The organism is Kitasatospora sp. NPDC001540, assembly GCF_042894345.1.
In the GTDB taxonomy this organism is placed as follows: Bacteria; Actinomycetota; Actinomycetes; order Streptomycetales; family Streptomycetaceae; genus Kitasatospora; species Kitasatospora phosalacinea_C.
Window position 1 is genome coordinate 1 of sequence record NZ_JBIAVO010000009.1, and the last position, 13,790, is coordinate 13,790.

Below are 13,790 nucleotides of genomic sequence, written 5' to 3' on the forward strand. Positions count from 1 at the left end.
GTGATCCTCTCCGAGGAGTACCAACTCCACCCCGAACAGTCCACCGACGCCATCGTCGTCCACCACCCCGAAGCCAAGTACTTCAACGCCAGGTAATCCTTCAGCCGGGGATCATCCGTTCGCCGCACCGCCGACCGGTGCAATCCCACCGGGCGGGCGTATTCTTGATGATCCTGAAACGGGCCGGTCCGCTGACCAGCGGGCCGGCCCGTGCCATCCCCGGACGCACCCGCGCCGGGCCACCCACCAGGAAGGACGGCGCGCATGACGACGGTCTCGACCCCGGTCCGCATCGGCGGAGACGGCGAGGACAGCGGCCTGCACGCCGTCCTGCTCGACATGGACGGCACCCTGGTCGACACCGAGGACTTCTGGTGGCAGGCCGAGGTCGACCTGTTCGCGGAACTCGGCCACCGGCTCACCGCCGAGGACCGCACCCACGTGGTCGGCGGCCCGATGACCCGGGTGATCGACTACCTGATCACCCGGACCGGCGTCACCCTCAGCCCGGCCGAGCTGACCGTCCTGATCAACCAGCGCTTCGTCGACCTGCTGGCCGGGGGCGTCCCGCTGATGCCCGGCGCCGAGCGGCTGCTCAACACCCTGGACGCGCACGGCGTCCCGGCCGCGCTGGTGTCCGCCTCGCACCGGCACATCATCGACATCGTGCTGCGCAGCCTGGGCGCCCAGCACTTCGCCTTCACCGTCGCGGGCGACGAGGTCGCCCGGACCAAGCCGCACCCCGATCCCTACCTGGCCGCCGCCGCCCGGTTCGGCGCCGATCCGGCCCGCTGCGTGGTCATCGAGGACACCCCCACCGGCGTCGCCGCCGCGGAGGCGGCGGGCTGCCCGGTGATCGCCGTCCCGTCCATCGCCGCGATCGACCCCGCCCCGGGCCGCCTGGTGCTGCCCTCGCTGGAACACGTCGACCTCGGCCTGCTGCGCACCCTGGCCGCCGCCCGGGTGTGAGCTTCGTCTCCCTCGCACCCTTTGCCGGTTTCGTTCCGCGTCCGGTGGTATGCGGAACGTGTCCGCCGCCGCGGGTGAAAACGGGCATTGGCTGACAACTCGTCGACTGCCGGGGCAAGAGCCTCCGAACCCGCCGGGACCACCGTCCGAACCCTCGGTGACCCCCCGGAGGCGATATGGCACGCTAAGGCGCGTTCGAGTCCCCGTGCCGCGCCGCCACCCACCCCGGAAACCGGGGAGGACGGGCACGCGCGGCCGCAGCAGTCCCGCGGCCCCGCCCCACCCCGGCGCCGGGCGGCGGGCACCGGCGACAGCCGGCCGCACGCAGTGAGGAAGACCACCCCGCATGACCACCCCCAACCGCCTGGCCGCGCTCAGCTGCGCCGCTCTCGTCGCCACCACGGTGGCGGGCTGCGCCTCCGTCGAGAAGGCCGCCGGTGGTGGCGGTGACGGCACCATCACCATGGGCACCACCAACGCGACCAGCGTGCTGGACCCGGCCGGTGCGTACGACGCGGGCTCCTGGCTGGTCCTCAACAACGCCTTCCAGTCGCTGCTGAGCTTCCCCTCCGGCGCGACCGTCCCGCAGCCCGACGCCGCCGAGTCCTGCCAGTTCACCGGCGCCGACGCGCTCACCTACACCTGCACGCTGCGCAGCGGCCTGAAGTTCTCCAACGGGCACCCGCTGACCGCCCAGGACGTCAAGTTCTCCATCGACCGGGTCAAGAAGATCGCCGACCCGTCCGGCCCCGGCCCGCTGCTGTCCACCATCGCCTCGGTGGACGTCTCCGGCGACCGCCAGGTCACCTTCCACCTGGAGAGCCCCGACGCGGTGCTCCCGGCCAAGCTGGCCTCCGCGGCCGGTGCCATCGTCGACCACCAGGTGTTCCCGGCCGACAAGCTGCTCGGCAACACCTCCCTGATCGGCTCCGGCCCGTACAAGATCGACTCGGTCGAGATGAAGGGCAAGGCGCCGAGCAAGATCCAGCTCAGCGCCAACCCCGGCTACCAGGGCGCCGCCGAGCGCAAGAACGACAAGTTCACGGTGCGCTACTTCGACAAGCCCGAGGAGCTGAAGTCGGCCCTCGACAGCGGCGCCGTCGACCTCACCGACAACAGCCTCGACCCCTCCGTGGCCGCCAAGATCAAGTCCGACGACATGGCGGGCACCGGCACCCTCCGGGTCGCCGAGGGCGCCTCCGGCGAGACCCGCTACCTGGTGTTCAACACCAAGGACGAGACCGGCGGCAACCAGGCCGTCCGGCAGGCCGCCGCCCAGCTGATCGACCGCAAGGCGATCTCCCAGGACGTGTACGCGGGCACCGTGCAGCCGCTGTACTCGGTCGTCCCGGCGGGTCTGGCCGGCCACAACACCGCCTTCTTCGACAAGTACGGCGAGCCCGACCCGGCCAAGGCCAAGCGCATCCTGAACAACGCGCACGTCACCACCCCGGTCAAGCTCACCCTGACCTGGTCCCGCGCCCGGGCCGGCGCCGCCGAGCTGGAGGCCGTCAAGCAGGAGCTGGAGAACGGCGGCCTGTTCCAGGTCACCGTCCAGCAGGAGCCCGACTGGACCGCCTACCAGGCCGGGTGGAAGAACGGCAGCTACCAGGCGTACACCGTCGGCTGGACCCCCGACTACGCCGACGCCGACGACTACATCAGCCCGCTGGTGGTCGACGGCGGCGCCTACCACAACGGCTGGAACAACCCCCAGATCAGCGACAAGCTGGTCCCCGAGTCGATCAAGCTCACCGACCGCTCCGGCGGCGGCGCCTACGACCAGATCCAGAAGATCCTGGCCGACGCCGTCCCGATGGTGCCGCTGTTCCAGAACAAGTCCTTCTACGTCTACCGCCCCGGCATCACCGGCGTGGACAGCACCATGGACAACACCGGCGTGTTCCGGTTCTGGGAGATCGGCCGCACCGCGAAGTGACCCCGGCAGGACGCCGACGGCCCGCCGCCCCCTCGGGGGCGACGGGCCGTTCGGCCGTCCGCGGCGGCTACAGCGAACCCGGGCGCACCAGGCCGCTCTCGTAGGCGTACACCGCCGCCTGCACCCGGTCGCGCAGTTGCAGCTTGGTCAGCACGTGGCCGACGTGCGTCTTCACCGTGGTCTCCGAGACGAACAGCTCGGCGGCGATCTCCGCGTTCGACAGGCCGCGCGCCACCAGCCGCAGCACCTCCACCTCGCGCTCGGTCAGCACCGTCAGCGCCTGCGGCGGCGTCTCGTCGCCCGAGGGCAGCTTGGTGGCGTACATGTCCAGCAGGCGGCGGGTCACCGACGGGGCCAGCATCGCCGCGCCGTCCGCCACCACCCGGATCGCCTGCACCAGCTCCTCGGCCGGCACGTCCTTCAGCAGGAAGCCGCTGGCGCCCGCGCGCAGCGCCTCCACCACGTACTCGTCCAGGTCGAAGGTGGTCAGCACCAGCACCTTCGCCGGTCCGTCCCGGTCCGGACCGGAGATCCGCCGGGTCGCCTCCACGCCGTCCATCCGCGGCATCCGGATGTCCATCAGCACCACGTCCGGCTGCAGGGCGCGGACCTGGTCCAGGGCCTGCTGCCCGTCGCCCGCCTCGCCGACCACCACCAGGTCGGGCTCGGCCTCCAGGATCATCCGGAAACCGGTACGCAGCAGCGGCTGGTCGTCCACCAGCAGCACACGGATCGTCAACCTACGACTCCTTGCCGGGATTGGTCACAGTGGTCAGTGGCAGCGGGTACGGCGGGGGAGTGCCGCCGAACTCCGGGCAGGACGCCTGGTGGTCGCACCAGTCGCACAGCCGGTTGCGCGTCGCCGGGAAGTCACCGGTGGCCACCGCCGCCGAGATCGCCTCCCACAGCGCCTCCAGCTTCCGCTCCACCGAGAGCAGGTCCGCCTCGTCCGGGTCGTACGTCACCACGTCCCCGCCGCCGCCCAGGTAGACCAGCTGCAGGCGCTTGGGGACCACGCCCTTCCAGCGCCACACCACCAGGGCGTAGAACTTCATCTGGAACATCGCCTTGCCCTCGAAGTCCCGCGAGGGCGCCCGGCCGGTCTTGTAGTCCACCAGCCGCACCTCGCCGGACGGCGCGACGTCCACCCGGTCGATGTACCCGCGCAGCAGCAGGCCCGAGGGCAGCGCCGTCTCCACGTACAGCTCCCGCTCCACCGGGTGCAGCCGGGTCGGGTCCTCCAGCCGGAACCACTTCTCCACCAGCTTCTCGGCGTCCCCCAGCCAGCCCGCCAACTTCTCCGGCTCGCCCGGGAACAGCTCCGCCAGCTCCGGCCGTTCCCCCAGCAACCGCTCCCACTGCGGGCCCAGCAGCCCGAGCGCCCGCTCCGGCGTCCGCTCGGCCGGCGGGTGGTCGAACAGCCGCTCCAGCACCGCGTGCACCAGCGTGCCCCTGGTCGCGGCCGCGGACGGCGGCTCCGGCAGCCGGTCGATCACCCGCAGCCGGTACAGCAGCGGGCAGGTCATGAAGTCACCCGCCCGCGACGGCGACAGCCCGGTCGGCCGGGCGGCCGGACGCGGGGCGGGCGAGGGGTCGGTCTGCTGCATGCCACGACCCTATTGCACCGGACCGACACCGGAGGCGAACGGGTCGCGGAGGCTGGGTATAGGAGAAGGGAGGGCGGGGTGCGCCGCCGTTCCCGGGGCGAGATCACGTAGCGTACGAGGCACCAGCGGACGGCGGGACGGAAGGAGCACGGTGAACGACACCGAGGGGCGGGCACCGGAGAAGCCGAAGCCCGACGACCAGCCGCGCGGCGGCATCCTGATGGGCCGTCCGTTCGGCGTGCCCGTCTACGTCACCCCGTCCTGGTTCCTGGTCGCCGCGCTGATCACCTGGATCTTCGGCAGCCGCCTCGCCGACGTGCTGCCCGACCTCGGCGGCGCCCGCTACCTGCTCGCCTTCTCCTTCGCCGTCGCCTTCTACGGCTCGGTGCTGGTCCACGAACTCGCCCACACCCTGGTCGGCCTCCGCTACGAGCTCGGCGTCCGCCGGATCCAGCTCCAGTTCCTCGGCGGCGTCTCCGAGATCGAGAAGGAGGCCGACCGCCCCTGGCGCGAGTTCTGGCTCGCCTTCGTCGGCCCGCTGCTCTCGCTGCTGCTCGGCGGCGCCTTCTGGCTCGGCCTGCGCGCCGTCGAACCCGCCACCGTCCCCGGCGTGCTGCTCGCCGGACTGATGGTCTCCAACCTGGTCGTCGCCGCCTTCAACCTGCTCCCCGGCCTCCCGCTGGACGGCGGCCGGATGCTGCGCGCCGTCGTCTGGGCGCTCACCGGCAAGCCGATGAAGGGCACCCTGGCCGCGGTCTGGGTCGGCCGCGCCCTCGCCGTCGCCGTCGTCCTCGGCCTGCCGATCTTCAGCTCCTCCCAGGACGTCGAGCGCTCCGCCACCGAGGCCATGGTCGACGGCGTGCTCGCCGCGATCCTCGGCTTCATCATCTGGCAGGGCGCCGGCAACTCGCTGCGCAACGCCCGCCTCAAGGAGGTGCTGCCCCGGCTCAAGGTCCGCGAGATGGCCCGCCGCAGCATCGACGTCCCCGCCGACACCCCGCTCGGCGAGGCCATGCGCCGGGCCCGCGAGGCGCACGCCGGGGCGATCGTGGTGGTCGACGGACGCGGCGAGCCGACCGCCGTGGTCAAGGAGTCCGCGGTCAGCGCCGTCCCCGAGCACCGCCGCCCCTGGATCGCCGTCAGCGCCGTCTCCCGCGACCTCGAACCCGGCCTGACCGTCCCCGTCGACCTGGCCGGAGAACAGATCCTCGACACCCTGCGCCGCGCCCCCGCCACCGAGTACCTGGTGGTCCGCCCCGACGGCTCGGTCTACGGCGTGCTCTCCCTCACCGACCTGGAGCGCAGGCTCACCGCCGCCCTCCAGGGCCGGGCCGCCGGAGCGGAGTGATCATGTGGTCGGGGGCAGCCCTCCGGCTCCCGTAGGATGGCCCCCATGTCCGAACCGACCGGTGCCACCCGCCGACGCGGGCCCTTCCAGGTCGGGGACCAGGTCCAGCTGACCGACCCCAAGGGCCGCCACTACACGTTCACGCTCCAGGCCGGGAACCAGTTCCACACCCACAAGGGTATGTTCCCGCACGACGAGCTGATCGGCGCTCCCGAGGGCACGGTCGTCCGCACGACGGGCAACGTCCCGTACCTCGCGCTGCGCCCCCTGCTCCCCGACTACGTCCTCTCCATGCCGCGCGGCGCGGCCGTGATCTACCCCAAGGACGCGGGGCAGATCCTGGCGATGGCCGACATCTTCGCCGGTGCGAAGGTGGTCGAGGCGGGCGTCGGCTCCGGCGCCCTCTCCACCTACCTGCTGCGCGCCGTCGGCGACACCGGCTCGCTCGCCTCCTACGAGCGCCGCCAGGACTTCGCCGACATCGCCCGGGGCAACGTCGAGCGCTACTTCGGCGGGCCGCACCCGGCCTGGAAGCTCACCGTCGGCGACCTCCAGGACAACCTGGTCGAGACCGACGTCGACCGCGTCATCCTCGACATGCTCGCCCCCTGGGAGTGCCTGGACGTCGCCTCCAAGGCGCTCGTCCCCGGCGGCCTGATCTGCTGCTACGTGGCCACCACCACCCAGATGTCGCGCACCGTCGAGGCGCTGCGCGAGCACGGCACCTTCACCGAGCCGCAGGCCTGGGAGACCATGGTCCGCACCTGGCACCTGGAGGGCCTCGCCGTCCGCCCGGACCACCGGATGATCGGCCACACCGGCTTCCTGCTCACCGCCCGCCGCCTCGCCGACGGCGTCGAGCCCCCGCTGCGCCGCCGCCGCCCCGCGAAGGGCTCCTACGGCGAGGACTACGAGACCGGCCCCGACACCGAGCTCTCGCTCGCCGAGCGCGCGGCCATCCGCAAGGCGCAGCGCCAGGCGGCCTCGCACGAGGCGCGGGAACTCCCGGAGTAGCACCGACCGCGCGAGCGACCACGCACCGACGGCCAGGTCGCGAGGGAACGGCAGGTCACTGCCCTCCTCGCGACCTGGCCGTCGGCGTCTCCCGCCCCGCGCGGTCCCCCGCGCCCCTGCCTGCACGCGATGCCCGGCCGTGTGGAAGGATGCGCGGACCGGAAAGGGGAGTCTCGTGGTGACGGAGCGTCGGATACCCGGGCACGCGCGGTCGGGGTTGAAGCACTGGGTGCTGGTCGCGGCGGGCTGCGCGGCCGTGGTGGGCGGGGCGCTGGGGGCGACCTCGGCGACCGGGGCGGTGACGGGCGGTCAGCAGGCGGCCGACGGGCCGGTCGCGGAGCCGCTGCCCACCGCCTCGCCGCTGCCGGAGGTGGACCTGGCGAAGGTCCGGCTGCCGCTGGAGTGCGGGCCGTTCCCGGTCACGGTGAGCCTGAAGGCGTCCGCGGTGCTGGACGGGAAGCCGGTGACCGTGGCCGCCGCGCACTGCCAGGCGGACATGGGCACTCCGCCGGACGGGGTGTTCCTGGTCGGCGCCGACGGCGCCCCGGTGCCGCTGCTGCCCGACGCCGAGGGCCTGACCGTCACCGAACTGACGGTCCGCAGCGACGGCTCGATCCGCGCGAAGGCCCGCGGCTACTCCTCCCCGGACGTGCCCCGCTTCTCGCCCGACCTGCAGGTCGAACTGGTCTGGACCCGCTCCGCCGGAGCCTGGACGAAGACCGAGACCAAGTCGCCGGTGCACGGGGCCTGAGCGCCCGAGCGCCCGTCAGGGGGCCGAACGGGCGTCAGTCCGCGTCCGGCCCGTAGACCTCGACGCCGTCCGCCGCCCGGCGGACGTGGATGCAGTCGCCGGGGCAGTCCTTGACGGAGTCGACCACGTCCTGAAGGAGCGTCAGCGGCACGGGGACGGTCTCGCCCGGCTGCTGGCGCAACTCGTCGTCCTCGCCCTTGACGTAGGCGAGCCCGTCGATGTCGAGCTCGAACACCTCGGGCGCGTACTGCGCGCAGATGCCGTCGCCGGTGCACAGATCCTGGTCGATCCAGACTTCGAGTGCCTCGCCCGTCCCCGCCATTGCCCCTGCCGTTTCTGCTCTCGTCGCCCCGTATTCGGGGACATTCCTGTCACGATACATCCGCGCTGCTTTGAACCGTTGAGCGGTGGGCATCTCCTCTACCAAGAGGGGAAGCACGCAGGGCGAACAACCGGACACGCCCGACCCGCCTTTCTGATCACTAAGGGGTTTACATCGCCCTGGTCCCAGGTAGGTTTGGGTCGTCCAGCTCCCCCAGGAGGAGGTGAGGACCGTGGCAGCCCACGATGACGAGTACGACCGCAGCGCCGGCAGGCCCGCACGGGGGTCCGACGAGGCCGCGCAGGTCTCCTACCTCGAACAGGAGATCGCCGTCCTTCGGCGCAGGCTCGCCGATTCGCCCCGTGGTTCGAGGATGCTCGAGGAGCGGATCGTCGAGCTGCAGAACAATCTGGCCGGTGTGACCGCCCAGAACGAGAGGCTCGTCGCGACCCTGCGCGAGGCCCGCGACCAGATCGTGGCCCTCAAGGAGGAGGTCGACCGGCTCGCCCAGCCGCCGGCCGGATTCGGCACCTTCCTCGAGAAGAACGAGGACGGGACGGCCGACATCTTCACCGGGGGCCGAAAGCTCCGGGTCAACGTCAGCCCCAACGTCGAGTTGGACGAGCTGCGCCGCGGCCAGGAGGTGATGCTCAACGAGGCGCTGAACGTCGTCGAGGCGATGGCGTTCGAGCGGATCGGTGAGATCGTCACGCTCAAGGAGGTGCTGGAGGGCGGCGACCGCGCGCTGGTCACCGGCCACACCGACGAGGAGCGCGTGGTGCGGCTCGCCGAGCCGCTCCAGGGCGTCACGCTCCGCCCGGGCGACGCCCTGCTGCTGGAGCCCCGCTCCGGCTACGTGTACGAGGTGGTGCCGAAGTCCGAGGTCGAGGAGCTGGTCCTCGAGGAGGTCCCGGACATCGACTACCGGCAGATCGGCGGCCTCTCCGGCCAGATCGAGCAGATCCGGGACGCGGTGGAGCTCCCGTACCTGCACGCCGACCTGTTCAAGGAGTACGAGCTCCGGCCGCCCAAGGGCGTCCTGCTCTACGGCCCGCCCGGCTGCGGCAAGACGCTGATCGCCAAGGCGGTGGCCAACTCGCTGGCCAAGAAGGTCGCCGAGGTGACCGGCCGGCCGCAGGGCAAGAGCTACTTCCTCAACATCAAGGGCCCCGAGCTGCTCAACAAGTACGTGGGCGAGACCGAGCGGCAGATCCGCCTGGTCTTCCAGCGGGCCCGGGAGAAGGCGAGCGAGGGCACGCCCGTCATCGTCTTCTTCGACGAGATGGAGTCGCTCTTCCGCACCCGCGGCTCCGGCGTCAGCTCGGACGTGGAGAACACCATCGTCCCGCAGCTGCTGGCGGAGATCGACGGCGTGGAGGGCCTGGAGAACGTCATCGTCATCGGCGCCTCCAACCGCGAGGACATGATCGACCCGGCGATCCTGCGGCCCGGCCGCCTGGACGTCAAGATCAAGATCGAGCGGCCGGACGCCGAGGCGGCCAAGGACATCTTCTCCAAGTACCTCAAGGACACCCTCCCGTTCCACCCGGACGACCTCAAGGAGCACGACGGCTCGGTGTCGGTCACCGTCGCCGCCATGATCCAGTCGGTGGTCGAGCGGATGTACTCGGAGACCGAGGAGAACCGCTTCCTGGAGGTCACCTACGCCAACGGTGACAAGGAGGTCCTGTACTTCAAGGACTTCAACTCCGGCGCCATGATCCAGAACATCGTGGACCGGGCGAAGAAGATGGCCATCAAGGACTACCTCGACCACGGCCAGCGCGGTCTGCGCGTCTCCCACCTGCTCGCCGCCTGCGTGGACGAGTTCAAGGAGAACGAGGACCTGCCCAACACCACCAACCCGGACGACTGGGCCCGCATCTCCGGCAAGAAGGGCGAACGGATCGTCTTCATCCGCACCCTCGTCACCGGCAAGCAGGGCGCCGAGTCCGGCCGCTCCATCGACACCGTCGCCAACACGGGGCAGTACCTGTAGCACCCGCACGACCCCGTCCGGCTGCGGCGCTCGGCAGGGCTCCGCAGCCGGACGGCGCGTCTGCACCGGCAGCACCCAGCAGGACCCAGCAGGACCCAAAGGTCAGGAGGGCCGCATGACCGTACGGCGCGTGATGGGGATCGAGACCGAGTACGGCATCTCCGTGCCCGGCCACCCCAACGCCAACGCCATGCTCACCTCGTCCCAGGTCGTCAACGCGTACGCCGCGGCGATGCACCGGGCGCGCCGCGCCCGCTGGGACTTCGAGGAGGAGAATCCGCTGCGCGACGCCCGGGGCTTCGACCTGGCCCGGGACGTGGCGGACGCCAGCCAGCTCACCGACGAGGACATCGGCCTGGCCAACGTCATCCTCACCAACGGCGCCCGCTTCTACGTCGACCACGCGCACCCCGAGTACTCCTCGCCCGAGGTCACCAACCCGCGCGACGCGGTGCTCTGGGACAAGGCGGGCGAGCGGATCATGGCGGCGGCCGCCGAACGGGCCCTGGAGCTGCCCAACGGGCAGCGGATCCTGCTCTACAAGAACAACACCGACAACAAGGGCGCCTCCTACGGCACCCACGAGAACTACCTGATGCAGCGGGCCACCCCGTTCGCCGACATCGTCCGCCACCTCACCCCGTTCTTCGTCTCCCGCCAGGTGGTGTGCGGGGCGGGCCGGGTGGGCATCGGTCAGGAGGGCGGCGGGCACGGCTTCCAGATCAGCCAGCGCGCCGACTACTTCGAGGTCGAGGTCGGCCTGGAGACCACCCTCAAGCGGCCCATCATCAACACCCGCGACGAACCGCACGCCGACGCCGAGAAGTACCGCCGACTGCACGTCATCATCGGCGACGCCAACCTCTCCGAGATCTCCACCTACCTCAAGCTCGGCACCACCGCCCTGGTCCTGTCGATGATCGAGGACGGCTTCATCGCCGTCGACCTCGCCGTCGACCAGCCCGTGCGCACCCTGCACCGGGTCTCCCACGACCCCGACCTCAAGCAGCTGGTCCAGCTGCGCAGCGGCCGCCGCCTGACGGCCGTCCAGCTCCAGATGGAGTACTGCGAACTGGCCCGCAAGTACGTCGAGGACCGTCACGGGCAGGACGCCGACGACCAGACCCTGGACGTGCTGGCCCGCTGGGAGGACGTGCTGGGCCGCCTGGAGCGCGACCCGATGAGCCTGTCCCGGCAGCTCGACTGGATCGCCAAGAAGGAGCTCCTGGAGGGCTACCGGCAGCGCGACGGCCTGGACTGGGACAGCCCCCGGCTCCAGCTGGTCGACCTCCAGTACAGCGACGTGCGGGCCGACAAGGGCCTGTACAACCGGCTGGAGGCGCGCGGCCGGTTCGAGCGGCTCTTCGACGAGGAGGCGGTCCGCCGGGCCGTCCACCAGCCCCCCGACGACACCCGGGCCTACTTCCGCGGCCGCTGCCTGGAGCAGTACGCCGACCACGTGGCCGCGGCCTCCTGGGACTCCGTGATCTTCGACCTGCCCGGCCACGACAGCCTGCAGCGGGTGCCGACCATGGAGCCGCTGCGCGGCACCCGGGAGCACGTCAAGGACCTGCTCGACCGGTGCCGCACCGCCGAGGACCTGGTGCGCGTCCTCTCCGGCGGGTAACTTTTCGATCACCGGGGGTGAACATTTCCCCGACGGGGAATCATTCCGGTGAGCAGCCAGCGTTGAACGAGAACACCGAACGAGCGGGGTGAGGGAAATGGCGGAGAAGGACACCGGCGGCGGCCAGCAGCGGGCCAACCGTTCCTCCGAGGAGGTCGAGGAGCAGGCCGCGGAAACTCAGGCCTCCGACGACCTCAAGGAGCGGCAGGAAAAGCTCAACGACGACGTCGACTCGGTACTCGACGAAATCGACGAGGTCCTGGAATCCAACGCGGAGGATTTCGTGCGCGGATTCGTCCAGAAGGGCGGCGAGTAGCCGGGGGAGCCCCCCGCGCACGCCGAAAACAGCAGCACGAGCGCCGCAGGTGTGCCCTGAGCGCGCCTGCGGCCTCGTGTTCCCGCAGATCTCCCGAAGGAAGCGTGGAACCGGCCCCCGAAACGGGTAGGGTCCGGGGCACCAAGCAACTTTCGATCTTCGATCCGGAAGGACACGTGTGGAAGCCAACCTCAGTGGCACCGGGCGTCTGCCGGCCGCCTTCCTCACCCCCGGCTCCTCCTCGTTCCTCGACTTCCTCGACAGCCACGCGCCCCACCTGCTGCCCGGTCGGCGCTCCCTCCCCGAGGGGATGACCGTCGAGGCCCCGCACGGCACCACCATCGTCGCCGCGGTGTTCGACGGCGGCGTGGTGCTGGCCGGTGACCGGCGCGCCACCATGGGCAACGTCATCGCCCAGCGGGACATCGAGAAGGTGTTCCCGGCGGACGAGTACAGCGCCGTCGGCATCGCCGGCACGGCCGGCCTCGCGGTCGAGATGGTCCGGCTGTTCCAGTTGGAGCTGGAGCACTACGAGAAGATCGAGGGCGCCGTGCTCTCGTTCGAGGGCAAGGCCAACCGGCTCACCACGATGATCCGCTCCAACCTGGCGATGGCCATGCAGGGACTCGCGGTCGTCCCGGTGTTCGCCGGGTACGACCTCGACCTCGGCCGCGGCCGGATCTTCACCTACGACGTGACCGGCGGCCGCTCCGAGGAGCGCTCCGGCTTCGCCGCCACCGGCTCCGGCTCGGTCTTCGCCCGCGGCGCGATGAAGAAGCTCTACCGGGCGGGGCTGACCGGCGAGCAGGCCGCCACCCTGGCCGTCCAGGCGCTGTACGACGCCGCCGACGACGACTCGGCGACCGGCGGGCCCGACCTGGCCCGCAAGATCTTCCCGATCGTCACGCTGATCACCGAGGACGGCTTCCGCCGGCTCGACGAGGACGAGGTCGCCGCGATCGCGGTCTCCATCACCGACCAGCGCCGCGAGCACCCGAACGGCCCGCAGGCCCCGCTCCTCTGAGTCCGCCCCAACCACCCGAAGGGAGACCGGCGGTGTCCACGCCGTTCTACGTCTCGCCCCAGCAGGCCATGGCGGACCGCGCGGAGTACGCCCGCAAGGGCATCGCCCGCGGCCGCAGCGTGGTCGTGCTCACCTACGCCGACGGCATCGTCTTCGTCGCGGAGAACACCTCCCGCGCCCTGCACAAGGTCTCCGAGATCTACGACAAGATCGCCTTCGCCGCGGTCGGCCGCTACAACGAGTTCGAGAACCTGCGGATCGGCGGCGTCCGCTACGCCGACCTGCGCGGCTACTCCTACGACCGGGCCGACGTCACCGCCCGCGGCCTGGCCAACGTGTACGCGCAGACCCTCGGCACCATCTTCTCCTCGGTCGGGGAGAAGCCCTACGAGGTCGAGCTGATCGTCGCCGAGGTCGGCCGGACCGACGCCGACGACCAGATCTACCGGCTCACCCCCGACGGCTCGGTGGTGGACGAGAAGAACGCGGTGGTGGTCGGCGGCAACGCCGACTCCATCGGCAACTACCTCGGCCAGCGCCACCGCTCCGGCCTGGGCCTGGCGGAGGCGCTCAAGCTCGCGGTCGACGGCCTGGCCCGCGACCCCAACGGCGGCAGCCCCCGCACCCTGACGCCGGAGCAGCTGGAGGTCGCCGTGCTGGACCGCCAGCGCCCCCAGAAGCGGAAGTTCAAGCGCATCCTGGGCGGCCAGCTGGCCCGGCTGCTCAGCGGCGACGAGTCGGCCGCCGCCGAGGACGAGGGCGACGCGAGCGCCGACACCGAATGACCGCCCGGGCGGCCCGCCGGTCCCGGCGGGCCGCCCGACGGTCCACCCACCGCCACCGAGGGGTTCCACCGAGCTTCGGACAGAGAAGA

The 13,790-nt window shown here is 71.3% G+C and carries 13 protein-coding genes; 10 read left to right on the plus strand and 3 right to left on the minus strand.

What is annotated here, in order from left to right; translation table 11 throughout:
- Window positions 1–264 precede the first annotated feature (264 nt).
- Both ACFY00_RS13500 and ACFY00_RS13505 read left to right on the plus strand, forming a co-directional pair.
- Window positions 265–969: an HAD family hydrolase gene (locus ACFY00_RS13500; RefSeq protein ID WP_388030696.1), complete on the plus strand. Its 705-nt coding sequence runs from the start codon at window positions 265–267 to the stop codon at window positions 967–969.
- Between the two features lie 346 nt (window positions 970–1,315).
- Window positions 1,316–2,908, plus strand: a complete 1,593-nt coding sequence (locus tag ACFY00_RS13505) for an ABC transporter substrate-binding protein (protein WP_388030699.1) — start codon at window positions 1,316–1,318, stop codon at window positions 2,906–2,908.
- Window positions 2,909–2,975: 67 nt separating this feature from the next.
- On the opposite strand, the gene ACFY00_RS13510 is transcribed toward ACFY00_RS13505, so the two are convergent.
- The gene (locus tag ACFY00_RS13510; protein WP_388030701.1) at window positions 2,976–3,647 is read right to left on the minus strand and encodes a response regulator; all 672 of its coding nucleotides are present in this window, start codon (window positions 3,645–3,647) and stop codon (window positions 2,976–2,978) included.
- 1 nt (window position 3,648) lies between these two features.
- The gene (locus ACFY00_RS13515) at window positions 3,649–4,515 is read right to left on the minus strand and encodes a RecB family exonuclease (RefSeq protein WP_285737747.1); all 867 of its coding nucleotides are present in this window, start codon (window positions 4,513–4,515) and stop codon (window positions 3,649–3,651) included.
- A gap of 151 nt (window positions 4,516–4,666) precedes the next feature.
- Between ACFY00_RS13515 and ACFY00_RS13520 the strand changes: the two genes are divergently transcribed.
- The 3 genes from ACFY00_RS13520 (at window position 4,667) to ACFY00_RS13530 (ending at window position 7,628) form a co-directional block, all read left to right on the plus strand.
- Window positions 4,667–5,863, plus strand: coding sequence for a site-2 protease family protein (locus tag ACFY00_RS13520; protein WP_388030703.1), 1,197 nt, complete (start codon window positions 4,667–4,669; stop codon window positions 5,861–5,863).
- A gap of 45 nt (window positions 5,864–5,908) precedes the next feature.
- A complete protein-coding gene (locus ACFY00_RS13525) occupies window positions 5,909–6,877 on the plus strand; it encodes a tRNA (adenine-N1)-methyltransferase (protein ID WP_388030705.1) in 969 nt (322 codons plus the stop codon).
- A 178-nt stretch (window positions 6,878–7,055) separates the two neighbouring features.
- On the plus strand, window positions 7,056–7,628 hold the full coding sequence (locus tag ACFY00_RS13530) for a hypothetical protein (protein ID WP_388030708.1): 573 nt from the start codon (window positions 7,056–7,058) through the stop codon (window positions 7,626–7,628).
- Window positions 7,629–7,662: 34 nt separating this feature from the next.
- On the opposite strand, the gene ACFY00_RS13535 is transcribed toward ACFY00_RS13530, so the two are convergent.
- Window positions 7,663–7,950, minus strand: coding sequence for a ferredoxin (locus ACFY00_RS13535; protein WP_285737743.1), 288 nt, complete (start codon window positions 7,948–7,950; stop codon window positions 7,663–7,665).
- Between the two features lie 232 nt (window positions 7,951–8,182).
- On the opposite strand from ACFY00_RS13535, the gene arc reads away from it, so the two are divergent.
- The 5 genes from arc (at window position 8,183) to prcA (ending at window position 13,701) form a co-directional block, all read left to right on the plus strand.
- Window positions 8,183–9,949: a proteasome ATPase gene (gene arc, locus ACFY00_RS13540; protein ID WP_388030711.1), complete on the plus strand. Its 1,767-nt coding sequence runs from the start codon at window positions 8,183–8,185 to the stop codon at window positions 9,947–9,949.
- Window positions 9,950–10,064: 115 nt separating this feature from the next.
- Window positions 10,065–11,576: a depupylase/deamidase Dop gene (gene dop, locus ACFY00_RS13545; RefSeq protein WP_388030713.1), complete on the plus strand. Its 1,512-nt coding sequence runs from the start codon at window positions 10,065–10,067 to the stop codon at window positions 11,574–11,576.
- 97 nt (window positions 11,577–11,673) lie between these two features.
- Window positions 11,674–11,892 carry a ubiquitin-like protein Pup gene (locus ACFY00_RS13550; RefSeq protein ID WP_176191407.1) on the plus strand — a complete coding sequence of 73 codons (219 nt, stop codon included), beginning with the start codon at window positions 11,674–11,676 and terminating at the stop codon, window positions 11,890–11,892.
- Window positions 11,893–12,070: 178 nt separating this feature from the next.
- Window positions 12,071–12,916, plus strand: coding sequence for a proteasome subunit beta (prcB, locus tag ACFY00_RS13555; protein ID WP_388030715.1), 846 nt, complete (start codon window positions 12,071–12,073; stop codon window positions 12,914–12,916).
- 32 nt (window positions 12,917–12,948) lie between these two features.
- Window positions 12,949–13,701 carry a proteasome subunit alpha gene (gene prcA, locus ACFY00_RS13560; RefSeq protein ID WP_388030717.1) on the plus strand — a complete coding sequence of 251 codons (753 nt, stop codon included), beginning with the start codon at window positions 12,949–12,951 and terminating at the stop codon, window positions 13,699–13,701.
- The last annotated feature ends 89 nt before the right edge of the window (window positions 13,702–13,790 follow it).